This window comes from Candidatus Zixiibacteriota bacterium, assembly GCA_034003725.1.
In the GTDB taxonomy this organism is placed as follows: domain Bacteria; phylum Zixibacteria; class MSB-5A5; order GN15; family FEB-12; genus WJMS01.
This window is the reverse complement of sequence record JAVEYB010000002.1, coordinates 437,535-464,501: the sequence shown is the minus strand read 5'-3', so window position 1 is coordinate 464,501 and position 26,967 is coordinate 437,535. Positions and strand designations below refer to the sequence as shown.

Sequence of the window (26,967 nt, the reverse complement as noted above, 5' to 3'; positions counted from 1 at the left end):
TACACGCACACGGTGCTGACATCGGATAGGCGGCGACAATGTCAGCACCGGTCGCTCGGCAGTCCAGTGCAGTTTGACCGGTGCGTCAATCGCGACCGGAGCTGACCTACAAGCCCGGCACTCGACGGAACAGCCGATGTCGTTGCGTCGCATGCTAGATCGACGGAGAAGATCGACATGTGACGCGGCATCACCAACTCACCATCAAAAACGCAAAAAGTCATTGTAGGTCAGCTCCGTGTGCAGATGCAGAAACAGAAACGATTCAATGCCGAATATACACGCACACGGTGCTGACATCGGATAGGCTGTTCCCAACGGGGGTATCGCGTTGATTGGGCGGATCTTGCGGTGTAACGGCCGGAAGAACATCGGTAGATTTTCGGTCGATTCGTTGGCATGGCTGTTGGCTCCTTTGTCCGGTATAGGGGCCGGCGCCATTTTTACCGGCGAAAGTGTAGGGAAAATGGGTGGGCGGGAGAGGCGGTGAGCGGCGTGGTGCAGGGGACGTACACCACGCGCGCTGGTCGGGCGGCACCTGTCGTCCGCCGTCGGCGGACTAGCACGTCACGCAACAACAAAGTGGCGTCAGGCGGGTCGCCTGACGCCACTGAATGTCCTGGTCGTTGGTGCACGGGGATGTACACCATGCACGCTGATAGTGGGAGCAGATCGGCGGGTTCGAAGACGAGCCCGCCGTGTAAGTCTACTTTTTCGCTGCCTTGACGATCCGTTCGGAGTCGCGGGCGATCACCAGTTCCTCATTCGTCGGGATCACCAACGTGTGCACGCGCGCATCGGGGGCCGAGATATCAACTTCCTTGCGAATGGCCGTGTTGTTCTTCTTGGCGTCGATTTTAACGCCGAGGAACTCGAGTCCGTCGGTCGTGAGCTTGCGTACAACCGGGGCGTTTTCGCCGATACCGGCCGTAAACACCAGCGCGTCGAGTCCGCCCATCGCGGCGGCATAGGCCCCGATGTATTTCTTGAGCCGGTAGCAGTAGACGTTCAGCGCCAGCGACGCGCCTTCGTGCCCTTCGCGTGCCCGCTCGATAATGTCGGCCATATCGGACGAGACACCGGAGATGCCGGCCAGGCCGGAGTGTTTGTTGAGCAGAGTGTTGCCTTCGTTAAGCGTCAGCTCTTCGCGGGCCATGATATGCATGATAATGGCCGGGTCGAGATCGCCCGACCGCGTACCCATCAGCAACCCCTCGAGCGGTGTAAAGCCCATCGTGGTGTCGACGGACCTGCCCATGTCGATCGCCGCGGCGGAATTGCCGCTGCCCAGATGGCAGGTAACCACTTTCAATTCGGTGAGCGGTTTGCCGAGCATCTTGGTCGTGCGCTCGCTGACGTACTTGTGGGACGTTCCGTGGAAGCCGTAGCGACGGATCCCATAGCGTTTATAGAACACGTACGGTATCCCGTAGATGTAGGCATGCGGCGGCATGGTGGAGTGGAAAGCCGTGTCAAACACCGCCACCTGCGGTATGCCCGGCAGCGTCTGTTCGCAGGCCTTAATGCCACGGATATTGTGCGGGTTGTGCAGCGGCGCAAGCTCGATCAAGTGCCGGAGGGTTGTCATCAGTTCTTCGGTGATGAGCGCCGAGTCCTGGAACTCTTCACCGCCGTGCACGACGCGATGCCCGACACCGTCGATTTCGCTCTTTTCCTTGATGACGCCGTGGTTTTTCGACAACAGGAGCGAGACGACGTACTGAATGGCGGCGATGTGATCGAGGATTTCCGCCGACACGGTGATTTCCGGCTTGTCATGCGGTTTGTGCGTGATGACCGAGGCAGTCATTCCGATTCGCGAGACCATGCCCTTGGCGAGGGCGACTTCGGTCTTCGTATCGATAAACTGGTATTTGACCGATGACGATCCGCAGTTGATAACGAGGATATTCATTTGACTATGCCTCCTGCGACCGCGGTTGCGCTTTCGACACGGTTGCCGTCCTCGTCGTAGCGGAAGAACCCGCGACCGGTCTTGACGCCCAGGTGCCCGGCGCGGACGAGTTTGCGCAGCATGGGGCAAGCGTTGTATTTGTGTTCCGAGAGTTCCCTGAGCAGGTTGTCCATCCAGGTCATGACGACATCGAGGCCCATCTGGTCGGCGAGTGCGAGCGGCCCGACGTTAAAGCCAAAGCCGAGTTTCATGGCCTCGTCGATGTCTTCCGCCGACGCGACGCCCTCCATCAGCACGTGCATCGCTTCGTTCATGAACGGCACGATGATGCGGGTGGTGACGTAGCCGGGGTACTCATTGACGGTGATCCATTTCTTATCCAGCGACTCGGCAAATTCCACGGCGCGACGAAACGTCTCCTCGTCGGTGCGCAGACCCTTGATGATCTCGACGAGCGGAATGCGCGATACCGGATTGAGGAAGTGCATGCCGATAACCTTGCGAGGCCGCTTGGTGAAACTGGCGATTTCTGAAATCGAGAGAGTGCTGGTGTTGGTGACGAGGATGGTATCCTCGGGGCAGATGTCGTCGAGTTCCTGCAGCAGCTCGCGTTTCAGTTTGAGGTCTTCGGGGATCGCCTCGAAGACGATCTCGGCGTCCTCGGCCTCGGACAGATCCGCCGAGGGGTGGATGCGCGCGAGGATGGCTTTCTTGTCGGACTCGGTGAGTCCCCAGCGACCGATCTCGCGGTCGATCGACTCGGCAATTCCCTTAACACCGCGGTGGGCGAGCTTGGTGGTTTTGTCCACCAGGATGACCTCGCTTCCCTTGCTGGCTATGGCTTCAGCCAGGCCCTGGCCCATGAGGCCTGCGCCGACTATAACTATTTCTCTACCAGGCATATCGCTCCTCTCGTAGTCTCGTTTTGCCGCGCGAATTGTCGGCAAACTTGCCGACATTATAGTCATTCTATCGGGATCGGCAAGCGAATTTGCACTGACAAAGATCGAATTGTTGGGTGCAGTGTAGGCGCGAGACCCGATTCGCTGTATAATGGAACAGAGCAGGCCAAGGCGTTGCCGTCGTTGACTTTGACCTGCATGCGCGATATATAGGTGTACGAGAAGCTAACTGCGTGGAGACAGTATGAAAAGGATTACACGAACCGTCGCGCTGATCGCAGCGGCGGTAACCGGTCTGGCCGCGACGGCCGACGCGATTGTCCGGGTCAGTCCGCGGTGGACGTTTTCGGAATTTCATTTCAGTATGGGGTCGCCCCACGGGGACTACGAGGGGCTGCCCGTGATCGGCGATTTCGGCGTCTACCAGGATGATTTCGATCGAACTCGGGCGTTCGAGTTTCCCTCGGACGATCTGTACAAGACGGCGTGGTCGATCGGACTTAACCTGGGACAGGTCCGCGACGGCCACATTGCGTATTCGTTCGGATTTCGTTACACCAAGCACGAATTGAAACCGTCACCGTGGTACATGCCCGACGGTTATGGGATCGTTCTTAATGATGATCCGGAGCTGCACCAGTTCGATCTCGAACTCAACCTGAACTTCTTCCTTGCCGACGTCAACAGCGCGGCGCTGGCGCCGTATGTCGGCATGGGATTCAAGGGGGGGATTACCAATGCGGACTTCACGCTGTCCGAGGACGATCAGGACGCGAATCTCGCGCTGGCGGTCAATTTCGGCGTCGATGTGCGTTTGAGTGAACCGACCAACAAAGGGTATTGGGCGATCAGTTCGGTCAACTCCTACGATTTCGTGTCGAACAACGACCGGCCGAAATACCTGAATATCGGCGGGGCGCTGAAATACTACTTCAAAGGCTGGTAACGATCCGCTATCTTCACGATCGGCAGGCCGGGTGAACCGTCACCGCCTGCCGATCGTTATGGATACAAACCAGCAATCTTCACACGCGAGAGATGCTCTGCATGAACATGTTTTCGTTCCGGTCGTACCTCCGCATGCTGGCAGGTATGGCCGCACTGCCGCTGCTGATGGCCGGCTGTGGCGGCGATGATGACGACGATAACGGCGGGGGGGACACCCGGCCGATTATCGAGCTCCATATGAGCGAGGAGGTCAGGACGTCGAGGGCGCTGCCCGCGCCGGTGTCTGCGGACGCCAAGACGGTCGGGCTGGTTGCCCCCAACGGCCTTTACTTCACGACCGTGATGGGGACCGACTCGCTCAACAAGGAAATCGCCGTCGTGTACAGCGACTCCACCGACACGCACGTGAACGGCGGGTACGTACGGTTTGAGATCGTCGAAGGTGACGGGCACTTGTCGGCGGACTCGAATATCACCGACGCCGACGGTCGGACGACGATTTCATATACGATGGACGGGGCAATGCCGTATGCGGTCATTCGTGCGATATCCGATGCCGATGACACGCTGAAGCCGAATATCATCATCCGCGGCAACGTGCTGCGCTACGGCGCCGACGGTCAGGGACAACATATACGGTTTACCGACACGTTGAGTTCGGTCCTGAGTCTCAACGGACTTTCGGAAAGCATCGATGTCGATCCCTTCCAATATCTGCACTATGTCGTCTATGAGGATGCTCAGCAGGTGGTCGTCATAATGGGGGATACCAACCAGAATAATATCGCGGACCAGTACGAGGGGGTGGTCGGGGTGATACTGACCGACGGGTACGGCGAGAAGTTTCCGGAGGGGGTCGGAGTGCGCTCGACGTACGACCAGATGGTGGCGGCGTACGGATTGCCGGACTCGACGGGTTTTGATTCGACCCCACCGGCGGCGGATATCTATTTCTACTGGAGTCGCGGTCTGACGTTCTACGTGCTGGCAGCGTCGGGTTCGTCATCGAACTCGCTGACGGGGCCCTCGCGGGCGCAGCCGGAGGCTGTCGGGTACCGCCCGTTTATTCGTCGATAGCCCATCAGGACCTCAACGGAGCCTGCGTTGTTGAATGATTGACAGCGCGTGCGTTTGTGTCTATATAATTGTCCTGACAGGTATTGCGATAACCCACGGTGCCATTGGCGAAGGACAGATATGAAAAAGCTTTTACTCACCCTCACATTGGGAGCGGCTATGATGGCGCATTCCGGATGCGGACCGGAGACCGAGACCCCGATACGCAACAAAGAGAATCATTTCGTTACGCTGGAGACCAGCATGGGTAATCTCACGCTGGAGTTGTACCGCGATGTGGCTCCGGCGCATGCCGATTCGTTTCTTGCTCGCACGAACGAGGGTTTCTACGACGGTACGGTGTTCCATCGTATTATCAAAGGCTTCATGATTCAGGGCGGCGACCCCACCGGGACCGGCGCCGGCGATGCGGGGTATCGGCTGAATGCGGAGTTTTCGGACCTGAAGCATGAGCGGGGGATTCTGTCGATGGCGCGGGGGCCGCACCCCAACTCCGCCTCATGTCAGTTTTTCATATGTTTTGCGAATGCGCCGCATCTTGACGGCCAGTATACCGTGTTCGGTCGCGTGGTGAACGGGAGCGAAGCGCTGAACAAGCTGGAGCAGACGCCGGTGGGGCCATCACGCGGGGGCGAAAACTCGGCGCCGGTGGAAGAGGTGACGCTGATCAAGGCCTATGAATCCACGGCGGACGGGAAGGCGCTCTGAGCGGGTCGCTGGCTCGCTCTTGCTGCCTCGGTCCGGTAGGATAGTCGATGCCGCCGCGTATTCTCGTCATACTTGGCTCGACCGGTTCGATCGGGCGATCGACGCTGGAAGTCGTCGAGGCACATCCCGGGGCGTTTGAAATCCGGGCGCTGGCGACCTACGGTAACGTGGAGTTGCTGGCGGAGCAATACCGGCGGTTTCGGCCGAGATACCTGTGCGTGGTTGACGGTACGCGGCGGTCGGCGCTCGAGACGCTGCTGAAAGACGAGCCGGTGGAGATTCTGGCCGGCGAATCGGACCTGGTGGAGCTGGCGGGACTTCGGGGGCCGGAAATGGTGGTCAACGCGGTGGTGGGAGCCGCGGGACTTCGGGCGTCGCTTCGCGCCGTCGAAGAGGGCCGGGACCTTGCCCTGGCGAACAAAGAATCGCTGGTGGCCGGGGGGCCGCTTTTCGCGCCGATCGTAAAAAAGACCGGCGCGCGGATCCTTCCGATAGATTCGGAACATTCGGCGATCTGGCAGGTTCTTCAGTGCGGGCGCAAGGAGGAGATCAGGAGGATTTTGCTGACAGCCTCCGGCGGCCCGTTTCGAACGCTTGCAGCCGACCGATTTGAGGCGGTTACGGTGGAGCAGGCGCTGAATCATCCGACCTGGCGGATGGGCGCGAAGATCACGGTCGACTCGGCCACGCTGGCCAATAAGGGGTTGGAGGTTATCGAAGCCGTTCAACTTTTCGAGGTTCCGGCGGATAAAATCAAAGTTGTGGTTCATCCCCAGTCGATAATACACTCAATGGTGGAGTTTGTGGATTCTTCGGTTATCGCGCAACTATCCGAGCCGGACATGCGTTTGCCTATTACGTATGCATTATTCTGGCCCGAGCGGGCCGAGTCGGCGTACGGCAGGATAGACTGGAGCAGGATGCAATCACTGACGTTCGAAGAGCCGGATCTGGAGAGGTTTCCGGCCCTGGGTTTGGCTTTTGATGCTGCCGAGCGGGGAGGAACAGCCCCCGCGGCTTTTAATGCGGCGAACGAGGCCGCCGTAGCGGCATTCCTGGAACACCGCATCCGGTTTACGGACATACCGCTGACGATCGCCCGGGTAATCGAACGTGCCGAGTCGGTCGCCGCACCGACGTTGCCCGACATTCTCGCGGCGGACCATGAGGCACGCACGCTGGCACTGCAGACCATGGAGAGCCTTACAGTATGATTACGACCATCCTCGCATTCGTCTTCACGCTCGGCGTGCTGATTTTCATTCACGAACTTGGCCACTTTCTGGTCGCCAAGTGGGTGGGAATCGGCGTGGAACGGTTTTCGGTGGGATTCCCACCTTATATTGTCAACTGGCGGCGGGGGGGCACCGCATACAGTATCGGACTGATCCCACTCGGCGGATTCGTGAAGATGAGAGGGGAGAACCCCGACGACGAGTCATCGGGGGCCGACGACGAGTTTATGTCCAAGTCGGTTGGGCAGCGGGCGGCCGTGATATTTGCGGGTCCGTTCATGAACTATGCCCTCGCCGTGTTTTTGATGATCGGTATTCTGTATTTCGGGGGGCGTCCGGTCTACGACGATGAGCGAAGCGTGGTGGGGACGCTGGCGGAGGGCGGTCCGGCCGAACAGGCCGGCCTGCAGGTGGGCGATCAGATCGTGGCGGTCGACGGCCAGGCGGTCACCTCGTTCGAATCCATGCGCCAGTTGATCAATGCACGAGTCCAGGCGCCGGTTGATGTAACCTGGGTGCGCGGCGTCGACACCATGACGGCATCGGTGACGACCACCGTGGGCGAACAGCCCCGGGCCGATGGCGGCATCGATACGGTCGGCATGATCGGCATCTCGCAGCAGGTGCTCGCCTACGAGAATTACGGGATCGTTGAGTCAGTGGAGCGGGGATTTGTAGCCGCCCACACGATGGTGTACAAGACGGTCGAGTTCGTCTACCTGCTCATTTCGGGGCAGGTGTCCAGCAAGATGATCGGCGGGCCGCTGTTTATCGCCAAGCAGGCGGGCCGGGAAGCCGAACAGGGAGCCTCGCGCCTGTTTCTGTTCATGGCCCTGTTGTCGGTGAATCTGGCGGTGTTAAACGTGCTGCCGATCCCGGTGCTCGACGGCGGTCATCTTGTCTTCCTCGCGATCGAGGCCGTCAAGGGCAAGCCGCTGTCCGTGCGGGCGCGCGGATTGGCGCAACAAATCGGATTGATTGTGCTGTTGTCTTTGATCATCTTTGTCACGTACAACGATATCATGCGGTGATATCAGGACCTGAAACAAGACCGGTCGAATGGCGTACAAACAGACAGGGAAGACTGTTTCGCCCGGGAGCGGGCGAGAAAACGAGGAATCGATGACGGCAAAAAAGCAGGATACGGTCGGCAGCATCTGGGATAACATAAAGCAGATATTCATTGCCGTTGTCCTGGCCTTGATAATTAAAACGTCGATTGTCGAAGCCTACAAGATCCCGACGGCGTCGATGGAAGACACGCTGTTGATCGGGGATTTTCTGCTCGCGAACAAGTTCGTATACGGCGCGCAGCTGCCGCTGGTTGGCTGGCGTCTGCCGGCGTTCTCCCAGCCGGAGCGGGGCGACGTGGTTATTTTCCTTTTCCCCGGTGACGGCGTCACCAAGTATATCAAGCGTTGTGTCGGCGTGCCGGGCGACACCATCCTGGTTCGCGACAAGGTGCTGTACGTCAACGGCGAGCCGTACCCGAATCCGCCGGAGGCGAAGTTTATCGATACCACCGTTGCCGGTGAGCAGATCATCCATCCGCGCCGGATGGGCGGGCAGAACAGCCGCGATAATTTCGGACCATACGTGGTTCCCCGGGACAGCTACTTCATGATGGGGGACAACCGCGACAATTCGTACGACTCACGGTACTGGCGAGCCGTGCCCAAAGAGCTCATTTTGGGGCAGGCAATGGTGATCCACTGGTCCTGGGACGAGAGCAGGCACCCGTCGCCGGAGGTGACGGTTACCGATCCTCTGTCGGTGCCGCGACTGTTCGTATTCAACGCCATCCATTTCTTCGAGAAAGTTCGCTGGAACAAGCTCTTTACCGTGGTGAGATAATACAACTGGAGAGGCCAACCGATTCAGCCGATTGGTGTATAAGCGATACCAATGCGGCTCAGCAGACGTGCCGCGTGGAGAACATTCCGGAGGATTCAGCATGCGTATCAGATTCTTTCTTTCGACAGTGTTACTGGTAGTCGCAGGGTCGACGGTGATTGCCGGCCCGAAGGTGGCGGTTCCCGAGTCGGAATTCGATTTCGGCAAAGTAGTGCAGAACGCGACCGTATCACACACCTTCTGGATCAAATCGGCAGGCGACGACACGCTCCGCATCACCCGGATCGTACCCGGGTGCGGCTGTACGAAAGCGCCGGTGACGGACTCGGTTCTCGCCCCCGGCGACAGCACGAGGCTCGAGATCGTTTTTTCCACGAAGAGCTTCCGCGGACTGGTGGCCAAGCAGCCGTTTTTTGAGACTAACGCGGGGACGGAGCGGAACTATCTGAAGATTATCGCCGACTTGAGTGTCGACGCCGAGAAGATGCGGCCGCTGGTCCTCAGTCCGGCCGTGGTCGACGTCTCTCAGTTTACCGAGGCGCCGCGCCGCAGAGCCAAATTCCAGATCACCAATCATGACGACAAGGATTACGATCTGAGGCTGGTCGATCACGCCTTCAATAACTTCGATATCGAGCTGCCCAAGCGGATCAAGGCCGGTGAAACGGTCGACGCCACCGTGGTGGTCAAGGAAGCGTTGGTCGGCGAGGCGTTCGAGCAGTCGATTACGTTTGAGCTGAATGACGCCAACAGCACGCGTTACACGGTGCCGATCAAGCGTCTTGTCCGCATCAAGCCGGAGCTGTCGCAGTCGACATCGGGTCGCTGACAGCGCAGACAACAGACTTATGGACCTCTCCAGTCGGGGAGGTCTTTTTTTGGCTTTTGTTTGGGTTGCCGATAGGTTATACATTGCCACCATGTATCGTTTGACCGCAACCGACCTGACCAAACGATTCGGCTCCCGCAAGGTATTTTCCGGCGTCTCGTTCGAGGTGACGACCGGCCAGGCGCTTGCGATCGTGGGTCCGAACGGATCCGGTAAATCCACGCTTGTCATGACGCTGTTGGGCGAAGTGCGCCCCACCCGGGGAAGCGCCGTATTCGCCGACGATGCCGGGATCCTGACGGAAACGGCCATCCAGCGGACGACCTCGCTGGTCTCTCCGTATCTCAACCTGTACGACAGCCTGAGCGGCGAGGAGAATCTGGTGTTTTTCTCGCAGGTGGAGGGGGCGCATACCACCGGTAAACAAATCAACGCGCTTCTGGAGCGAGTGGGGCTGGCGGGCCGAGGGTCGGATCTCGTGCACACGTACTCATCGGGGATGAAGCAGCGACTGAAATACGCGCTGGCGCTCATGAACGAACCGGCATTTTTGTTTCTGGACGAGCCGACGTCGAACCTCGACGACGACGGCAAGCGGATCGTATACGACATAATCGAGGAATACACGTCCAGGGCGATTGTCGTCATCGCAACCAACGAGACGGAGGACCAGCGGTTTGCCAGTCAGTTCTGCCGGCTTGACGGCTAAGACGGTTGCGGTGTACGCGAAGGATCTGCGAGTCGAACTTCGCAATCGATACGCGACCAGTATCGTGCTGATGTTTGCGATCACGACGCTGGCGATGATCTCGTTTTCGGTCGGTCAGGCGAGCCTGGGGCCGCGGCTGCTGGCCGCGCTGTTCTGGATTGTCGTCTTTTTTTCGGCGATGGCGGGGTTGTCGGCGGTGTTCGTCCGTGAGGAGGAGTCCGGCACCGCCCTCGCGCTTCGCCTGAAAACCGATCCGACCGCCGTGTATCTCGGCAAGCTATTGTTCAATCTCACGCTGCTTTCGCTGGTCACCGCGGTCGTAACGCCGCTGTTTTTCGTTTTGACCGATGCGACCGCCGACCATATCGGGGCCTTCGTGGTCATTCTCGTGCTGGGCGTGATCGGCCTGTGCGCGGCCACGACGCTGATCGGCGCGATCATCGCGAAGGCGGCCGTCAAGGGAGCGCTGTTTTCGGTCCTGTCGTTTCCGATCTTGATCACGCTGCTGTTGATGCTGGTGGCGGCCAGCGCCCGGGTGCTCGACGGCCAGTCGTTCGGGGCGATATTCGTGGAACTTCAGGGGCTGTTCGCCTATTCTGTGGTGATGATTACTGCGTCGCTTCTGCTCTTTCGATTTGTCTGGCGGGAGTGACCGGCGTATAATGGAACATTGATCCAATTTGTCGGCGTGAAAAGTATCGACCGGTATCACGAAGGACAGCAGGCGCACTATGATATGGCAGTGGGTGTTTTTTCTGGCAATGGCCGCGATGATCGTGGTGTCGTTTTTGACCGTGGCCCCGCAACAGCAGATCGGTGAATCCAGCAGGATATTCTATTATCACATTCCGCAGGCGTGGCTGGCGATCGTGGCGTTTGCCACCTCGATGGTTTATTCGATCTGTTACCTGCGTCGGCGCGACGCCGGGCTCGATGACCGGGCGGCGATCGCTAACGCGCTGGGGCTGCTGTTCGCAATACTGGCGACGGTGACGGGGGCGATATTCGCAAAAGTCACCTGGGGGACCTACTGGAACTGGGATCCCCGGCAGACATCGATATTCGTGCTCCTGCTGATTTACGGGGCGTATTTTTCGCTGCGGGGGGCGGTCAACGGCGAGGAGCGCCGGGCGGCGATGTCGGCGGTCTACTCGATTTTCGCGTTTCCCCCGGCTGTTTTTTTGATGTTTGTTTTTCCCCGCCTGACACCATCGCTGCACCCGTCGGACACGGTGCTGGACAAGAATCTAAAGTTCTCAATGACGACCGATGTTGCCTCGATTTTGTTTGGATCTTTAATTCTGTTTACCGTATTATATATATGGATGTTTAAACTCGCGGCCCGGGTTTATGCGTTAGAACGGGCGCGACGGGAGGTCGACTGACATGGACGGAAATTATGTGGCCCTGATCGTCACGCTGGTCGTGTGGCTGGGCCTGTTTTTGTTTCTTCGGGCGCTGCACAAGCGGGTCCGGAGACTGGAGGAGACAAGCAAGTGAAAGCCAAATACATCATCGGGGCCCTGATTATTGTCGTTTTCGTGGTCTGGGGAACCTCGGCGTTTCTGACAACCACGGTGCAGTACGTGCCGATCGAGCAGGCGGCGGTCGCCAGCCGGACGGTGCAGGTGATGGGTAAGATCGACTTTGACAAGGTCAAATACGACACCGATAAGTCCTGCCTGGAATTCGCCATTTATGATGCCGAGGCCGCGACACCGCAGGCGGCGCAATCGCACCTCCAGGTTGTGTACTACGGCGTGGTGCCGGGGAATTTCGACCAGGCCACCTCGGTGGTGCTCAAGGGAAAAAGCGGGGCTGACGGCACGTTTATAGCCGAGCAGATGCTGGTGAAGTGTCCGTCGAAGTACCAGGGCGAGGGGGGAGAATATCAGGACATGAAAAAGCACGATGAGGCGGTAGGCGCCTCTACCGGCGCTTGACGCTCATAGTTCTTCTATCTGTACGACGCGATTTCGACACGGTCGGCGGGTGTTTCGCCGGCCGTTTCGTTTGGGGTTCCTCCGGGTCCGGCGGGGCTAGTTTTGAGTTGCCTCCATAAAGAGGATAATGTAGATTATCTTTCGTTCGGCATTTGACTGTCTTGCCCCTGAAAAATTGAAACCACGAGAGCGGATCGATGTGCGGCTGGAGTCTGGAATTTTCTATCGATGTTGAGCACGACCGGCGGCTGGTGCGGGCACGGATATATGGGATATGGAAAGGGGCCCATGCCGACAGTTACCACCACGAGTTCGAGGAGAAGGCGCAGGGGTTGTTCGACAAGCCGTGGGCCAAGCTGGTGGACCTTACGGCTTGGAAGACGTCGTATCCGGATACGGTTCAGCGGATCGCCGCGCACATGCAATGGTGTCACGAACACAACAACGTGTTGTCGATTTATGTCGTAAACAATCCCAGCACGTTTCGTATGCTGAAGGAGATGATTACGCGGGGAGGAACCAGTCAGGCGGCTCAGGTGGTGAAGACCATCGCGGAGGCGGATGAGTACCTGGCGAAACACTGGCAGCCCGAACCGTGAGGGCTTCCCCTGTTGGGGGGCAGTTTATTGAGCTTGTCCGGGGCGTTGAAAACACCTATGTTGCTACGGCACCCGAAGTGTCGGATCCCCGGAGCACCATAACATACGAAATCACATTATCAGTACGAGGCGGTTTCGCACATGGCTGGATGGAGCCTTCACTACTCGTTTGTGGTCGATGAGTCAAACGCAGTCATATATGAGAAGATTCACGGCGTATGGCAGGCGAAGACTGCGCGGTCGTACCACGACGATTTCATGAAGGAAGTCGAGCCGCTGACCGCGAATCCGTGGGCAAAGCTTGTTGATCTGACCAACTGGAAGACGTCGTACCCGGAGGTGATCGATATCATCGGCAACCATCTGGCATGGTGCATGAGCAACAACCTCGGGTTGTCGATCAACGTGCTGAACAACCCCAGCACGTTTCGGCAGCTGCTGAAGATGTTCACGACGGGGGCCACGCGCGACATTTCGCACACGTTCCGCACCTCGGTGGAAGCCGAGCAGTTCCTGCGCGAGAACTGGATACAGCCCCGACTCGACCGGGCGCAGAAATGACAAAGTCCGCCGGGGGCGGACTTTGCGATGTCGTGCTGATTCCGGTACGCGCTATTTCCGTTTCATATACCGATCAAACCATCGGGCGATCCATTCAAGCCGCGCGACACGCCGGTCGGGCCGCCCGTGACGCGACAGGCCGTGGGGTTCTTCGGGGAAGCGCACCATCTCCACGGTTTTGCCCATCACTTTCAGCGTGACAAACATCTGTTCAGCCTGCTCGATCGGGCAGCGCAGGTCTTGTTCGCTGTGTATGATCAGCACCGGCGTCTTCACGTTTTTGGAATAGACGAGCGGCGAGCAGCGTTCGTAATTCTCGAAATTGGTCCACGGATGTCCGTTGAACTCACGTTCCAGTTCCCACCCGATATCCGACGATCCGTACATCGAGCGAAGGTTGACGACCGACCGCTGGGTGACGGCGGCACGGAAGCGGTGCGTGTGCCCGATCATCCAGTTCGTCATGTAGCCGCCGTACGATCCTCCGGTGACGCCGATTCGTTTGGGGTCGACAAAGGACTGCCGTTCGAGCCAGTCGGCGGCGGCCATGCAGTCTTTGTAGTCGAGATCGCCCCAGCCGCCGGCGATGGCGTCGGCCCATGTTTCGCCTCGTCCGGATCCGCCGCGCGGATTGGTGTAGAAGACGACGTATCCTCTAGCGGCGAGGTACTGCATTTCGTGGAAGAACGTAAATGCGTACTGGGCCCGGGGACCGCCGTGGATCTGAAGGATCGCCGGGTACTTCCGTCCGCGTTTGAAATCCGGCGGGGTTACCAGAAAGCCCTGCACCTCAATACCGTCGAACGACTTGAACATCAACTCGCGAACCCTGCCGAGGCGGCGGTTGGTGCGGATAATGCGGTTGAGATCGGTGAGACGGCGGGCCTTCTTCTCGCCGCCGTACTCGGTCGGGCACACGATGATCTCGCCGGGGGTGGTCAGGTCCGAGAAGACGCACGCGGCTGTTCGGCATGAGCCGTCGATCGAGAACCCCTTGATATGACATTGGCCGCGATAAACGCGAGTTGGTTTACCGCCGCTGCGGGGGACATAAAACAGGTTGGTTACACCCGTATCGGAGGCGGTGAAGTAGATTCGCCTGCCGTCGCGGGACCACGCGGGCGCGCTCCCCTCGCCGAATTCTCCCATGTCCGATATGGACTGATCGATGGTCATGCGATCCCATGTCGGCATGAGATCGCGCGCTTTCGGCGTGCCGGAACCCCCCACAATCCAGACGTGGATGTTTGTGACGCCCCAGGCGTCATGGGGATTGTCGTGCCCCATGTAGGCGATCAGTTTGCCGTCGGGCGAAAAGCGCGGTGAGAAGACCGGGCCGGGCGGAGTGGGGACTCGCCGTTCCTTACCGCCTCCGAACGGAATGACAAACAGGTCCTGTCGGAGACTGTCGATATCCGGGTTCTTGGAGCGGTTGGAGACGAACGCGATCAGCCGTCCATCGGGGGAGACGCACGGGTCGACGTTTTCGCGCTTTCCGCGGGTCACCTGGCGCAGCGCGGCATCCTCCAGCCGGAGCGAGTAGACCTGAAACCGATCCTTCGGCAGGAACCCCTGACCGTCCGCCTTGTAATTAAGCCGGGTGATATGCCGGAACACGGGCGGTTTCTTTTTCTCATCGTCCTCCGCGACAAAGTGAGAGTCGTTGTACCGGAGGGCGAACACCAGGTGTGTGCTGTCCGGAGTGAACTGCATCGACATGATTGCGCCGTCGATTTCGAGCACCAGTCGTTCCGCGCCGCCGGCCGCCGGCATAATGTAGATCCCGGTCTTTTTGTCGCGAGTCGAGACAAACGCGATCGACTCGCCGTCGGGCGACCAGACAACCGAGCGGTCATTGTGGTCGCCGAAGGTGTACTGCCGCGATTCGCCGGCCGCGATGTCGTGGACATGAATATTGGAGTAGTAGGCCTTTTTCTTCTGATCCATGCGCTCTACCGGATAGGCGATCTTACGCTCGTCGGGCGAAATGCGGACGGCGGTCGGCAGGCGCAATGCGAAGAGGTCGTCGGCCGAGATGACGGGTTTTCGTGAACCGGCGCGGCGGGTCTGCTTTTTCATGAGCGTGTCCTTCCACGTGACTCGATCTGCTTGTCTACCGGGCAAGGTACACCGGCCCCAGAACACTCTCAAGCCCTTTGTGGCGGCGTCAAAATCGCCCCACGATGTCTCCGATTTGGCTTGCCTTCGGGTCCGGAATCGCCCTTATTGTGCGGCGGGCCGCAGGCTCTCGCGCGCGGCAAAAAACGCGCAACACCGGGAGCTTTTGGCCGTTCCGGCTGTTGTAGGCAGCAGACCGCAGGCAGGCAGAAAGATAAGTTTAGTGTTCAGATAGATCTCAAGGAGGTTTCCCGTTGGAGGTCGTTGCCCTCATCGACAAGGTTCGCAAGTACGACGGCAAGCGCCCGTCGAAACTCAAAGACAACCAGGCGCTGGAGGCATACTCCGGCAAGACCCCGGCCCAGCTCCGGGCCATGATGAAAACCATGCTGACGGCCCGCCGTGTCGAGCGCGAGGAGAAGCTGCTCCTGCGCAAGGGCTACAATCGATTTTTCATCGGGTGCGGCGGGAAGGAACTGGCCGACGTCTGTTTTGCAGAGGAGCTTCGTCCGACCGATCCATTTGTCGGTTACTATCGCAACAAGGCGTTCGACATACATCGGGGTTCGACGCTGTGGGACAAGATGCTGGAAGCGATCGGTGATCCCCGTGCGATCAACAAAGGGCAGCAGATTCCGGCGCACCCGGGCTATCCGCACCTGTCGATAATCACGCAATCATCGCCGACCGGCGGCCACGCGCTTGAAGCGGCGGGCATCGCCGAGGCGACCGTACACCCGGTGCCTGTCTCCCAGCAGTCGTGGATCCCCGGCGGACGATACCCGGCCGATTCGGTGACCCTCTGTTGCATCGGCGAGGGCTCGTCGTCGGAGTCGGAATTCGCCCGCGCCGTGTTTAACACGGTGTTTTTCAAGGCGCCGTGCATTTTTGGCATCTACAACTGCGGCTGGGCCATTTCCGTCTCGGTCGCCGAGCAGTTCCCCGGCGGTGACCCGACCAGTCCCTTTCGCGGGTACGAGCAGTTCGGCCTGAAGATCATGCAGGTCGACGGGACGGACGTCAAGGAAATGCTCAAGGCCGCCCGCGACGCGGTCACCTACGCGCGCGAACACAAGCGCCCGGTGCTCATGAATATCCGGGTTACGCGCGAAGGGTCGCACTCGGGGTCCGACGACCAGTCATTTTACATGGATCCGGTCGAACAGGACTGGCACACCTATAACGACTGCATTCTCAAGACCGCTAATGCGTTCATCGAAGACGGTATCATGACCCCCGAAGAGATCGGCCAGATGTGGGACGACCTCGATACGGCGGTTTCTACCGAATCGGCGAAGGCAGTGGAGACGTTCCAGCCCAAGACAACCGAGATGATCAAGGATCTCGTGTACACGTATGACTTCGAGCAGGTCAAAAAGACCTGGAAGCGGTACCGGGACGCCTATCAGGGCGACCGCAAGGCCCGCTACAAAGAGTGGCACGAGAAGGGGTATTTTACATCGCCCGATCTTCCCGAAGATGTCGGACCGATGACGATGCGGTTCGCGATCAACTACACGCTGTTCGATCTGTTTGAGTTGTCGAGCGACGTGCTGCTGTTCGGCGAAGACGTCGCCGACTTCTCGGGGCATATGGTGGAAGAGAAGGAAAAGCAGCTCTCCCTGAAGGGTAAGGGCGGCGTGTTCCTGGTCAGCAAGAATCTCCAGCGGGAGTTCGGCAACAGCCGGTGTTTCAACACGCCGCTGGATGAAGCCGGAATCCTCGGGCGAGCCGCCGGGCATGTCTATCAGGGCAGACGCATCGTCCCTGAGATTCAGTTCCTCGATTATATGTCGCCTGCGTACCAGATACTCAAAGACCGAATCTGCACGACCTATCAGCGTTCCGGCGGCGTATACACGATGCCGATGACCATCCGTACGACCTACGGCGGATACAAGCAGGGGGCGGGAGCGTTCTGGCACTCGGAAGGGAATCTGGGGACGTGGATGAACATCCCGGGGCTGCTGATCGCGGTACCCTCGAACGCGTACGACGCGGCGGGATTATTGAAGACGGCCTGGGCCTCGGATGATCCGGTGCTGTTCTGCGAGTCGGTAGCGCTGTACAATCGTCGGGACTGGGAGGGCGTTCCGATGGAGACGCCGATTCCGGGGATCGACGAGCTGATCCCGTTTGGGGTGGCGAAGACGTACTACGAGGAGCACCGAGACGTGGGGATCATCACGTACGGGGCGACCTTCCAGATGGCTCGTCGCGCGGCGGAGGTTCTGCGGGAGAACGGAATCCATGTCCGGGTGGTAGACCTTCGGACGCTGAAGCCGATGGATGAGGAAGCGATCCTGCGGACGGCCGCGGAGTGCGGGAAGGTGCTGGTGGTGACGGAGGACCGTTTTCCGGGTGGGGCGGCGGCGACGATCGCGTCGGTGATCACGTCGGGTTCGGGTCTGTTCCATCTGGAGGCGCCGGTGAAGCTGGTGACGGCGATCGATGCGCGGGTGGCGTACGGGATGGACGGCGATGCGGCCTGTCTGCCGACCGTGGAGAAGATTGTCGCGGCGGTCCAGGAGCTTCACGAGAACTATTAGCCGGTTGAACACCGGATTGACGGAGAATGGGAAATGTGGCGGCGCCGGCTGAAGGGCCGGTGCCGTCTTGTTAGCGGCCTGGGGTAGTTTTCGGGGCAGGCGACACGGTGTGACGTCCGGGCAGCGAATTTGCAGCTACTCCCCATCGGACAATGCAGTAGACGGCGGAACTTGCGCTTAGCACGCACTAAACGCGCACGGACCCGGCACGAGCCGTCAGCTTTTGTGCACGGATATGCATTATAGCTCCACGTTGTCCAATTTGGTCGGCGGGTGCCGCCGCCGAACGACGTCACTCACGGAAAAATAACGGTTCGGGCTGAACGGGCGTGCGGGCAGCCGTGCATGACCGACCGGGGACGGAAGTCCGCCGGGGCACAAGGGAGTATTCGGTTGGAAGTCTCCACCATCATCAACGAACTTCGAAACGCGACTCCGCGGGCCGGGGCGGCGGTCTCGGCCGACGGCATCCGGGCTGAGTATTCCAACAGGACTATAGACCAGATTCGGGCAATAGTCCGTGACATGCTCAGGTCACGGCGTGTGGAGCAGGAAGAGAAGCTGCTTCTGCGCAAGGGGCACAACCGGTTTTTCATCGGCGCTAACGGTAAGGAACTTGTGGATGTCGTCCTCGCCCACGCGCTGAGACCGACCGATCCGTTTGTCGGATACTATCGGAACAAGGCCTTCGAGCTCGCTCGCGGCGTGTCATCGCTGGAGAAGCTCTATCAGGCGCTTGGGGACGCTCGGTCATTGAACAAGGGGCAGTTGCAGGGACATGTCGGCTATCCGGATTTGCACATACTGCCGCAGGTCTCATGCACCGGCGCGCACGCGCTGGAGGCGGCGGGTGTTGCCGAGGCGCTGCGCCACCCGGTAGCGGTGTCCCGTCAGTCGCACAAGCCCGGCGGAGCGTGGCCGGCCGATGCGGTCGTGGTCTGTTCGATGGGCGAAGGAGCGACCTCGGAAGCCGAGTTCGGACGGTCCGTGTTCAACGCCGTCTTTTTCAAATCTCCGGTCATCTTCGCCATTTACAATTGTGGGTGGGCGATTTCCGTTTCGGCCTCCGAGCAGTTCGTCAATGGCGACATGACTGTGCCCTATCGCGGGTACGAGGCGCACGGGCTCAAGATCATACGGTTCGACGGCACTGATATCAAAAGCACGCTGGCCGGCGTGGATGAGGCGATTGCCTACGCGCGGTCCGGCGCGGGGCCGGTACTCTGCGATATCCGGGTGACCCGCGAGGGCTCTCATTCCGGCTCGGATGACCAGGGATGGTACATGGACCCCGTGCAGCGCGACTGGCATGCGTACAACGACCCGATGCTCAAGACGCTCCGGACCCTTATCGACGACGGTATACTCTCGCCGACCGAGCTGACGTCGATGTGGGACGAGCTTGATACTGAGGTTACGCACGCTTCGGAAGAGGCCACCCGGTCTTTCAACTTCAAGAACCGCGAGATGGTCGAGAGCCTCGTGTACACGTATGACTTCGAGCAGGTCAAAAAGACCTGGAAGCGGTACCGGGACGCCTATCAGGGCGACCGCAAGGCCCGCTACAAAGAGTGGCACGAGAAGGGCTATTTTACGTCGCCCGATCTTCCCGAAGATGTCGGCCCGATGACGATGCGGTTCGCGATCAACTACACGCTGTTCGATCTGTTTGAGTTGTCGAGCGACGTGCTGCTGTTCGGCGAGGATGTCGCCGACTTCTCAGGACACATGATCGAAGAAAAAGAAAAACAGCTTTCTTTGAAGGGGAAGGGCGGCGTGTTCCTGGTCAGCAAAAATCTCCAGCGGGAGTTCGGCAACAGCCGGTGTTTCAACACGCCGCTGGATGAAGCCGGAATCCTCGGGCGAGCCGCCGGGCATTGCCAGCAGGGGCGCCGGGTCATACCTGAGATACAGTTTCTCGATTACATGTCACCGGCGTACCAGGTGTTGAAGGATCGGATTGCCACGATCAATCAGCGGTCGGGCGGACTTTTCAAACTGCCCATGGTTATCCGCACGACCTACGGCGGATACAAGCAGGGGGCGGGAGCGTTCTGGCACTCGGAAGGGAATCTGGGGACGTGGATGAATATCCCGGGGCTGCTGATCGCGGTACCCTCGAACGCGTACGACGCGGCGGGATTGTTGAAGACGGCCTGGGCCTCGGATGATCCGGTGCTGTTCTGCGAGTCGGTAGCGCTGTATAATCGTCGGGACTGGGAGGGCGTTCCGATGGAGACGCCGATTCCGGGGATCGACGAGCTGATCCCGTTTGGGGTGGCGAAGACGTACTACGAGGAGCACCGAGACGTGGGGATCATCACGTATGGGGCGACCTTCCAGATGGCTCGTCGCGCGGCGGAGGTTCTGCGGGAGAACGGAATCCATGTCCGGGTGGTAGACCTTCGGACGCTGAAGCCGATGGACGAGGAAGCGATCCTGCGGACGGCCGCGGAGTGCGGGAAGGTGCTGGTGGTGACGGAGGACCGTTTTCCGGGTGGGGCGGCGGCGACGATCGCGTCGGTGATCACGTCGGGTTCAGGTCTGTTCCATCTGGAGGCGCCGGTGAAGCTGGTGACGGCGATCGATGCGCGGGTGGCGTACGGGATGGACGGGGATGCGGCCTGTCTGCCGACCGTGGAGAAGATTGTTGCAGCGGTCAAAGAACTGCACGAAGAGTATTAGATGTTCGACAACGTACGACAGTCCGCCGCCGGGGAACGCCCCCGGCGGTTTTTTTATGATCGCTTGCGGAAGGTCAGCCACGAACGCAGACGCAGGCGGTCTTCCGGCTCGAGGACAATCAGGAAAAAGCCGGCGCACGCAAGCACAGTGCAGACGAGGATATTAGCCGACAGCGAGAGCCAGTCGGTCTCGGGCCACACTTTCAAGCACACGTGAGCGGTCGGCCCGGTGATGGCGGCGGCCAGTCCTCCGGGTACCAGCGTTGAGTGCCAGATTGTCCTGATCCGGAGCTTCAAAGCCCGCGCCATAAGAACGGGGTAGAGCGTGAGCGACAGCAGCGCCTGGGGAAAGGCCGAGGCGCTGGCCATGAGAATAACCGAGCGTTTGACGGTGTCGACGGCCGCGCCACCGTCGCCGACGACTTCCGCGCCGAAAAACAGGGCGAGTGCCGTGCCGAGTTTGAGAACGATTTCAAGCACGAGTATCCACAGCAGATAGCCGTGTTTTTCGATACCAAACAGAACGGCGTTGCCGACGATCTGCGGCAGGAACACGGTGCCGCTGATGGCCAGGATGAACATCACGAAAAACGAGTCGTGAAACTCCGGGGCCAGCCAGAGCGTGACGAAGCGACCGGCATATGCAAGAATGCCCACGCAGAGGAAAACGCCGAGATAAGCGACATAGGTCAGGGAGCGGAGGTAGACCTGCCGGACCTTTTCGAGTGAATCGGTTGCTTCGACATGGGCGATGAGCGGGGTCAACGGTCCGCCGAGGGCGTTGACGAGGTGCCGCACGTACAGCATCAGCTGGGCCCCGGGAGCATAAACGCCGACGGCGGCGGTCGACGCCAGCAGGCCGAGCAGGATCGAGTCGGAGTTAAACAGGATCATCCAGGCGACGGCCACGCCGAAGGAGACGCGGGAGTAGCGGAAGAGCGCCCGGACCGTTTCGCCGGTCACGAACCGCCGCCCTATTTGCACCTCGGGATGCAGTCGTTTCAGCCAGAACACACCGACCAGGTTGCGCGCGAGGCTGAAGGCGATCATGGTGACCGCGAGCGCAACCAATCCGTAGCCGTATGTCAGCAGGAGAACATAAACCAGGGTTTTGCCGATCTCCTCGGCGACTTCTAGGGTCTTCGCGATGTCGAAGCGATGAATCGCGCCGAGGGAGCCGCCGAACGGAAAAAGGACAAATCGAAGAGCGACAAAGACTCCGATAAGAAACAGGGCGGTCTGTCCCTCGTTGAGCAGGGACGGATCGGTCAATTCAAAGAGAGGAAAGACGTACCGGGCGGTCACGGCCGATGCCATGAGCGTGACAAGGGCGATGGCAGCGTAGACGACAGTGGCACTGTTCAGGACGCGATTGAACGATTCATAGTCGTCCAGTCCGAGATAGCGGGGTAAAAAGCGGGAGAGGGCGCGCTCGAGCCCGACGTCAAACAGAAAGAAGTAGTTGACGATCTGGAATACGAGAATCCACACTCCGTAGCGCGCGTCTCCGAGCACGACCGTGATATAGGGCACGAAGAAGAAGGCGATGACGATGCGTATGACAAAGCCGGCCCACGAGGAGAAGACGTTGGTCAGCAGTCGTCCGGTCGGACCAGCCATCGAAAAAACCCTTTGTCAGAGATTTCCGGTCAGTATACTTTTGAACGAGTATGTCAGCAACCCTTAACTTCATGACTCTTCATAGCGCGCGTATCGTCCGACTCCTGACAGTGATCGCGTTTGTCCCGTTATTGGCGGCGACCCCGTCGGTTGTTTCCGCACGGCCGTCGTATCTGGGATTTGAGCCGGCCTATCCCCGACAGGCGCCGCGCGTAGAGGGCCGGTTTGCGTGGTATCGTCTCGATACGGATTCGGTCCGGATTATGACGCTCGGGGTTTCCGCCGACGGCCGCCATGTCGCGGTCCAGATGCCGTCAGGCGGCAACCCGCGTGATATCGAACTGGTGACCGCCCTGTTTCAGTATATGAAGGGCATGGTGTTCGAACCGGCGCGTCACGACGGCGTCCCGGTGGAGTCCCGCCTTCCGGTGCTCGTCCGCTTCCGCGCCGGAGGCGTGGTGCCGGATGTTCAGTTCACCATCGATTGGGAGCGACGTGTCACCGACTACGACCTGTACCGGCTGGCGCTGGAGATCAACGGCATCGAGCCGCCGCGACTTCGTCGGTTCCCTCCGCTTCTGTCCGCCGTGCGGCGGGCGGACTCACTGGCGCAGTACCCCTACTCGCTGGTGCGGCTCGATATTGACACGACGGGTCGCGCGACTCTTGTCGAAATCGTCCGCACGACGCATCAGGGTTACGAACATCAAACCGTCACCGCATGCAACTGGGCCGACTTCGAGCCGGCACGGGTCGACGGCGCGCCGACACCGGCGCCGGTCTATCTGCTGCTCTCGTACTTCCCGGAGCAGTCTTATCCGACGCCTGCCTGGACAGCGCCCCCATCCGACTCGGTCATCATTCAAACGCGCCTCTCAGTCAGCGTGCGTGCCGACACGCTCGGTTTGCTTGCGAAACCGGTTCCACGAAACGTGTTCTCCGAGAAATTCACGCTGACGGAAGTGCCCGGCGCGTCGTTCTCCAGTGCCGGCATCTGGGCAGAGGTGGACACGCTGGGCAACGCCCGGGGACTTCGCGTGGGCAGTACGTATGAGGCAACTATCAGTCGCTTCCGAACGCTGCTGGAACAGCTTCGTTTTTATCCGGCGATCGCGATGGACGGGCGACCGATCCGCTATGTGGGGCCGCTGGAGGCGCGGTTCGTAGGTAGTGGGGATGTACGAATTCGGTTTCTGTGGCAGTATTGGGAAAACCCGGAGTTGTTCGATTATCTTGTTTATTATCAATAGGTTACAGGATGTGCTATCGGGCTGTTCCGGGCTGTCGGCGCATTAACTGCGTCACTTAAAGGCGGGGATTGGACCCTGCCTGACCAAGCGGGCTGTAAGTACTTTGTATGCAATAACTTGGATGGGTAGTGTGCGAACACCAGGAGACAGGCACGGGCATTGATTTGATCAACGGGTAGAACGGTGAAGCCCCACTGAGAGCGGTCTCCCGCAACGGGAAGATGTTCTCGCTCACGGTGTATAAGGAGAGGTAAAGACACTATGCTACCCAAGGTGACTCGGATGCTGAATGTGTTTGCAGTGATCATGCTGATGATAACGGTGGGATACCTTGCCGTGACCTTTTCTCACCTGCTGTCATCGACCGTAAAACTGGCGATGGTCGCGGCTGCCGCCGGTTACGGGCTGGGTTACTGCCGGATAGCCGCAACTGTAAGTGCCCAAAAGCCTAGCGAGTGAGACAGATATTTGCTTGACATCAGGTCTCTATCTCGTATTTTCGTTTGTCTTTTGGGAGAAGTATGAGGGATAAAGTGTTAAAACGTAGAATCTACAGCCTTCTTTTGTGCGCCGCGCTGGTGCTGAGCGGCACCGGGCTTCAGGCCGACTCGGTGGGAAGTGAGTTCAAGGTAAGCGCGGCGGTGCAAAATGCGCTGAATGCCGGCGACACTACCCTGGCGATCGATTTGCTCAACAAAGACATCGCCGCCGATCCAAACTACCACACGAATTACTTCTCCCTTGGATATCTGTTGTATCAGCGCGGGGATTATGACCGGGCTGCGATTCAGTTCCAGCGTGCCCTTGAGAAAAAGGACAAACACTGGGAGTCGCTGCTTCTGCTGACGTACTGTCAGATCCAGCAGGAAAAGTATGACGAGGCCCTCACCAACGCCGAAAACGGCCTCAAGCGCGATCGCAATAACAAGGGCCGGTGGGAAAACGTGATGGGGATGGCGCTGATGGGTCTCGAACGGTACGCGGATGCGGATGCGGCGTTTCGTCGTGCGCTGGTCGTCGATGACAACAACGCCGAGTACCACATCAATCTCGGCGACGCCAACTTCCGCCAGGGGATTCCATCGCTTGCGGTGGTCGAGTACGAGCGGGCGCTGCAGCTCGATACGGCCGGCAAGGAAGTCTACTTCCATTGGGCCGAAGCCTGCCTGGACATGAAAGACTACAATTGTGCGATCGAGAAGCTTCGGATCGTCCTGACGAAGGACTCGACGTATGCGCCGGCGTGGAACCGCGCTGGGCACATCTACTTCCGCGCCGCCCGGTCGAGCCGGACGCGCCAGGAACGCACGGACCGGTTCCGTGATGCGATCGGGTCCTACAAGAAATATTTCGAACTGGCGAACGTGGCCCCTGACTCGTCGACCGTCCGTCCGTATTTCGAAACGGCCATGGCGTATTCCGAGATTTACGGGTTTGAGGACGCGGTGGAGTATTTCGACAAGGTGCTGGCTATCCCGTACGAGCCGAGAGACATTTACTTCTACTACGGCAAGGCCCTGTGGGGCGTAAAGGAGTACGATCGGGCCGCGGAGATGCTGCAGAAGCAGCTCGACTGGCAGGCCCAGCAAACAGGGGACTACCGGCCGACGTTTGCCGAGGCGGAGCTGAACCAGTTGATGGGCGACAGCTACTACTATCGGAGGCCCAATGATTTCTCGACCGCGCTGACCTGGTACAAAAAGTCGCTTTCGGAGCTCTCCGATCAGAAGAGAATCATATATAACGTAGCGGTGGCAAACCACCAGCTCAAGCGGTACCGTGAGGCGCTTCAGTTTTACGACCAGCGGATAGCGCTCGGCATGGATTCAGCCAGTTCCGGCGTCTACAAAAATGCCGGGTCGTGCGCGCTGAATGTCGCCAACGAGGAGGCTACGGGCGAAGACGACCTGATGGAGGAAGAGATGGGGGTGGCCGCCGAGCCGGACACCATCAATTACTACGAGAAGGCGGCTGGATATTTCGTCGCCTATCTCGAGTACGAGCCCAATGACGAGCGGATTCTCGAATTGGCGGGAACCACGGTCCTGTACCAGCTGGCCGACTGCAACCGCGGTGTCGCCCTGTTTGAGCGGCTTTTGTCCGTGAATCCGAAAAACTGCGTGGCGAAGCGATCGCTGGGCTTCGCGTACTTCGGCGGGTTATGCACCAAGAACTACAACAAGGCGATCGCGTATCTGACGGATGCGTATGAATGTCAGATCGCCACGGGCGGCAGCGCCTGTTCCGACGTTACACTGGCGCTGTATATCGCGCAGGCGTATCACCTGCGTGCGGCCGAAGTGACCAGGGAAAAAGCAGACTACAAAAACGCGTTTGAATGGTACGGCAAGGTGCTCAAATGTGAGCCGGGTAATGCGGACGCCCAGAAGGGCCAAAACGACACCCAGTTCGAGTTCTAGCCGGCCGCATACACTGACGGTCTATCTGTCCAGGAGTCTCAATGGCGGACAAAGAGAAGAAGTCGGATTCTCAGCAACCCTCACAGTCGAAAGGCGAATCGTCGGGAGCGTTCAAGCGAATCGACGAATCGCAGCGGTTCCGGTATATCGGGTTTGAAGTCTTCCCGGGCAAGCCCAAGGATCTCTTCAAATCGGATGCCGAGCGTCAGAAGTGGGTCGAACGCCTGCAGGCGCGCCGCCAGAAAGGCGAGTCGTCCCGCGAACACAACACGCTGCTCGAGGAGCGCGTGTCGTTCGGTGAACGGATCGTCTTGGCGCTCGCCTGTCTGGTCGTGATCGGGTCGCTGTTCCTTCCCTGGTACTCGGCGTACACGGAGACCACAGTCGAGACGAAGCCGACTGCCGAAGCTGCGCCGACATCGGCGCCGCCGCCTGCGGCGAGTGAACTCGTTGACAGCCTTGAAGGCGTTATCGATTCGGTTGCGCTGGCGCAAACCGGGGCGGGTGATTCGGCGGCGGCTGCGACCCAGTCGGACGCCACGCAGAGCCCGATCGGCGGCGAGGAGGTCATTCACAGCGCCGTCGCCCGCAAGAAAGTGGTGAAGGAAGTCTCGTCCCTGAACTGGTTCGGATCCCTGGCCGCGCTCGGATCGATCGGCGGGTACGTGTTCTCATCGGGCCTGCTGGCCATATCGGGCGTGCTGATGCTGTTGTATCAACTGATGGCGATAGCGCTGCCGCTGTTCACCCTGTACCTGCTGTTTGGTTCGAAGGAACGCGGCGACCAGTTGGCGCTCAAGTTGAAACGCACGCTGAAACTCAACTGGGTGCCGGTGATTCTCTTCGTGCTGGTGTTCGTGTTGTCATTCTTCGGCGCCCAATACTCGTTCGACGCGCCATCGATGTTCGACAGTCTCGGCACTTCGTACGGGATAGGCGCTCTGGCAAACGCTCTTTCGTGGGGCGTATTCGTCTCACTGGCGATGTTCGTCATGGTTGCGGCAAAAAGTATCGAGATATAGTGATTGCTCAGGTAACTGGAGGTT

At 59.3% G+C, this 26,967-nt stretch carries 23 protein-coding genes; 19 read left to right on the top strand and 4 right to left on the bottom strand.

All coding sequences use genetic code 11. The features are described 5' to 3' along the window. Window positions 1-706 precede the first annotated feature (706 nt). The gene (locus tag RBT76_04800) at window positions 707-1,915 is read right to left on the bottom strand and encodes an acetate kinase (GenBank protein ID MDX9857084.1); all 1,209 of its coding nucleotides are present in this window, start codon (window positions 1,913-1,915) and stop codon (window positions 707-709) included. Continuing rightward, window positions 1,912-2,817: a 3-hydroxyacyl-CoA dehydrogenase NAD-binding domain-containing protein gene (locus RBT76_04795; GenBank protein MDX9857083.1), complete on the bottom strand. Its 906-nt coding sequence runs from the start codon at window positions 2,815-2,817 to the stop codon at window positions 1,912-1,914. The genes RBT76_04800 and RBT76_04795 overlap by 4 nt, the downstream gene beginning before the upstream one ends. 244 nt (window positions 2,818-3,061) lie before the next feature. Here RBT76_04795 and RBT76_04790 point away from each other — a divergent pair, with 244 nt between their 5' ends. The 13 genes from RBT76_04790 (at window position 3,062) to RBT76_04730 (ending at window position 13,280) form a co-directional block, all read left to right on the top strand. Then, complete coding sequence (locus RBT76_04790; protein ID MDX9857082.1) at window positions 3,062-3,763, top strand: hypothetical protein; 702 nt, start codon at window positions 3,062-3,064, stop codon at window positions 3,761-3,763. 101 nt (window positions 3,764-3,864) lie between these two features. After that, window positions 3,865-4,842 carry a hypothetical protein gene (locus RBT76_04785; protein ID MDX9857081.1) on the top strand — a complete coding sequence of 326 codons (978 nt, stop codon included), beginning with the start codon at window positions 3,865-3,867 and terminating at the stop codon, window positions 4,840-4,842. 120 nt (window positions 4,843-4,962) lie between these two features. Beyond that, window positions 4,963-5,550: a peptidylprolyl isomerase gene (locus tag RBT76_04780; protein ID MDX9857080.1), complete on the top strand. Its 588-nt coding sequence runs from the start codon at window positions 4,963-4,965 to the stop codon at window positions 5,548-5,550. Between the two features lie 47 nt (window positions 5,551-5,597). Further along, window positions 5,598-6,764, top strand: a complete 1,167-nt coding sequence (dxr, locus tag RBT76_04775) for a 1-deoxy-D-xylulose-5-phosphate reductoisomerase (GenBank protein ID MDX9857079.1) — start codon at window positions 5,598-5,600, stop codon at window positions 6,762-6,764. Next, window positions 6,761-7,816, top strand: a complete 1,056-nt coding sequence (rseP, locus tag RBT76_04770) for an RIP metalloprotease RseP (protein MDX9857078.1) — start codon at window positions 6,761-6,763, stop codon at window positions 7,814-7,816. Before dxr ends, rseP begins: the two co-directional genes overlap by 4 nt. Before the next feature lie 91 nt (window positions 7,817-7,907). Continuing rightward, window positions 7,908-8,639, top strand: coding sequence for a signal peptidase I (gene lepB / locus RBT76_04765; GenBank protein ID MDX9857077.1), 732 nt, complete (start codon window positions 7,908-7,910; stop codon window positions 8,637-8,639). Window positions 8,640-8,739: 100 nt separating this feature from the next. Continuing rightward, a complete protein-coding gene (locus tag RBT76_04760) occupies window positions 8,740-9,468 on the top strand; it encodes a DUF1573 domain-containing protein (protein MDX9857076.1) in 729 nt (242 codons plus the stop codon). Window positions 9,469-9,517: 49 nt separating this feature from the next. Next, entirely contained in the window at window positions 9,518-10,177 is a 660-nt protein-coding gene (locus tag RBT76_04755) for an ABC transporter ATP-binding protein (protein ID MDX9857075.1), read from the top strand. After that, window positions 10,146-10,829, top strand: coding sequence for a heme exporter protein CcmB (locus RBT76_04750; GenBank protein MDX9857074.1), 684 nt, complete (start codon window positions 10,146-10,148; stop codon window positions 10,827-10,829). Before RBT76_04755 ends, RBT76_04750 begins: the two co-directional genes overlap by 32 nt. A gap of 79 nt (window positions 10,830-10,908) precedes the next feature. After that, window positions 10,909-11,562: a cytochrome c biogenesis protein CcsA gene (gene ccsA / locus RBT76_04745; GenBank protein MDX9857073.1), complete on the top strand. Its 654-nt coding sequence runs from the start codon at window positions 10,909-10,911 to the stop codon at window positions 11,560-11,562. A gap of 111 nt (window positions 11,563-11,673) precedes the next feature. Then, window positions 11,674-12,120 carry a cytochrome c maturation protein CcmE gene (locus RBT76_04740; protein ID MDX9857072.1) on the top strand — a complete coding sequence of 149 codons (447 nt, stop codon included), beginning with the start codon at window positions 11,674-11,676 and terminating at the stop codon, window positions 12,118-12,120. 197 nt (window positions 12,121-12,317) lie between these two features. Then, a complete protein-coding gene (locus RBT76_04735) occupies window positions 12,318-12,719 on the top strand; it encodes a hypothetical protein (protein MDX9857071.1) in 402 nt (133 codons plus the stop codon). A 141-nt stretch (window positions 12,720-12,860) separates the two neighbouring features. Further along, window positions 12,861-13,280 (top strand): hypothetical protein, encoded by a 420-nt coding sequence (locus tag RBT76_04730; protein MDX9857070.1) that lies wholly within the window; start codon window positions 12,861-12,863, stop codon window positions 13,278-13,280. Between the two features lie 51 nt (window positions 13,281-13,331). On the opposite strand, the gene RBT76_04725 is transcribed toward RBT76_04730, so the two are convergent. Further along, window positions 13,332-15,359, bottom strand: coding sequence for a S9 family peptidase (locus RBT76_04725; GenBank protein ID MDX9857069.1), 2,028 nt, complete (start codon window positions 15,357-15,359; stop codon window positions 13,332-13,334). Between the two features lie 293 nt (window positions 15,360-15,652). Between RBT76_04725 and RBT76_04720 the strand changes: the two genes are divergently transcribed. Both RBT76_04720 and RBT76_04715 read left to right on the top strand, forming a co-directional pair. Next, window positions 15,653-17,947 (top strand): thiamine pyrophosphate-dependent enzyme, encoded by a 2,295-nt coding sequence (locus tag RBT76_04720; GenBank protein ID MDX9857068.1) that lies wholly within the window; start codon window positions 15,653-15,655, stop codon window positions 17,945-17,947. Between the two features lie 393 nt (window positions 17,948-18,340). Further along, window positions 18,341-20,632 carry a thiamine pyrophosphate-dependent enzyme gene (locus tag RBT76_04715; GenBank protein MDX9857067.1) on the top strand — a complete coding sequence of 764 codons (2,292 nt, stop codon included), beginning with the start codon at window positions 18,341-18,343 and terminating at the stop codon, window positions 20,630-20,632. A gap of 53 nt (window positions 20,633-20,685) precedes the next feature. Here RBT76_04715 and RBT76_04710 read toward each other — a convergent pair whose 3' ends face one another. Further along, window positions 20,686-22,251: an oligosaccharide flippase family protein gene (locus RBT76_04710; GenBank protein ID MDX9857066.1), complete on the bottom strand. Its 1,566-nt coding sequence runs from the start codon at window positions 22,249-22,251 to the stop codon at window positions 20,686-20,688. Window positions 22,252-22,301: 50 nt separating this feature from the next. Here RBT76_04710 and RBT76_04705 point away from each other — a divergent pair, with 50 nt between their 5' ends. The 4 genes from RBT76_04705 to RBT76_04690 all read left to right on the top strand — a co-directional run bounded on the left by RBT76_04705 (window position 22,302) and on the right by RBT76_04690 (window position 26,943). Beyond that, complete coding sequence (locus RBT76_04705; GenBank protein MDX9857065.1) at window positions 22,302-23,501, top strand: hypothetical protein; 1,200 nt, start codon at window positions 22,302-22,304, stop codon at window positions 23,499-23,501. A 261-nt stretch (window positions 23,502-23,762) separates the two neighbouring features. Further along, a complete protein-coding gene (locus tag RBT76_04700; protein MDX9857064.1) occupies window positions 23,763-23,960 on the top strand; it encodes a hypothetical protein in 198 nt (65 codons plus the stop codon). A 74-nt stretch (window positions 23,961-24,034) separates the two neighbouring features. Then, complete coding sequence (locus RBT76_04695; protein MDX9857063.1) at window positions 24,035-25,921, top strand: tetratricopeptide repeat protein; 1,887 nt, start codon at window positions 24,035-24,037, stop codon at window positions 25,919-25,921. Between the two features lie 41 nt (window positions 25,922-25,962). Beyond that, complete coding sequence (locus RBT76_04690) at window positions 25,963-26,943, top strand: hypothetical protein (GenBank protein MDX9857062.1); 981 nt, start codon at window positions 25,963-25,965, stop codon at window positions 26,941-26,943. Window positions 26,944-26,967: the final 24 nt, after the last annotated feature.

Bases quoted from the DNA above. Each gene is read 5' to 3' on its own strand.
- RBT76_04710 (MDX9857066.1), bottom strand. From the start codon at position 22,251: ATGGCTGGTCCGACCGGACGACTGCTGACCAACGTCTTCTCCTCGTGG.
- rseP (MDX9857078.1), top strand. From the start codon at position 6,761: ATGATTACGACCATCCTCGCATTCGTCTTCACGCTCGGCGTGCTGATT.
- ccsA (MDX9857073.1), top strand. From the start codon at position 10,909: ATGATATGGCAGTGGGTGTTTTTTCTGGCAATGGCCGCGATGATCGTG.
- RBT76_04760 (MDX9857076.1), top strand. From the start codon at position 8,740: ATGCGTATCAGATTCTTTCTTTCGACAGTGTTACTGGTAGTCGCAGGG.
- RBT76_04735 (MDX9857071.1), top strand. From the start codon at position 12,318: ATGTGCGGCTGGAGTCTGGAATTTTCTATCGATGTTGAGCACGACCGG.
- RBT76_04780 (MDX9857080.1), top strand. From the start codon at position 4,963: ATGAAAAAGCTTTTACTCACCCTCACATTGGGAGCGGCTATGATGGCG.
- RBT76_04800 (MDX9857084.1), bottom strand. From the start codon at position 1,915: ATGAATATCCTCGTTATCAACTGCGGATCGTCATCGGTCAAATACCAG.
- RBT76_04730 (MDX9857070.1), top strand. From the start codon at position 12,861: ATGGCTGGATGGAGCCTTCACTACTCGTTTGTGGTCGATGAGTCAAAC.
- dxr (MDX9857079.1), top strand. From the start codon at position 5,598: ATGCCGCCGCGTATTCTCGTCATACTTGGCTCGACCGGTTCGATCGGG.
- RBT76_04725 (MDX9857069.1), bottom strand. From the start codon at position 15,359: ATGAAAAAGCAGACCCGCCGCGCCGGTTCACGAAAACCCGTCATCTCG.
- RBT76_04705 (MDX9857065.1), top strand. From the start codon at position 22,302: ATGTCAGCAACCCTTAACTTCATGACTCTTCATAGCGCGCGTATCGTC.
- RBT76_04795 (MDX9857083.1), bottom strand. From the start codon at position 2,817: ATGCCTGGTAGAGAAATAGTTATAGTCGGCGCAGGCCTCATGGGCCAG.
- RBT76_04785 (MDX9857081.1), top strand. From the start codon at position 3,865: ATGAACATGTTTTCGTTCCGGTCGTACCTCCGCATGCTGGCAGGTATG.
- RBT76_04790 (MDX9857082.1), top strand. From the start codon at position 3,062: ATGAAAAGGATTACACGAACCGTCGCGCTGATCGCAGCGGCGGTAACC.
- lepB (MDX9857077.1), top strand. From the start codon at position 7,908: ATGACGGCAAAAAAGCAGGATACGGTCGGCAGCATCTGGGATAACATA.
- RBT76_04690 (MDX9857062.1), top strand. From the start codon at position 25,963: ATGGCGGACAAAGAGAAGAAGTCGGATTCTCAGCAACCCTCACAGTCG.
- RBT76_04700 (MDX9857064.1), top strand. From the start codon at position 23,763: ATGCTACCCAAGGTGACTCGGATGCTGAATGTGTTTGCAGTGATCATG.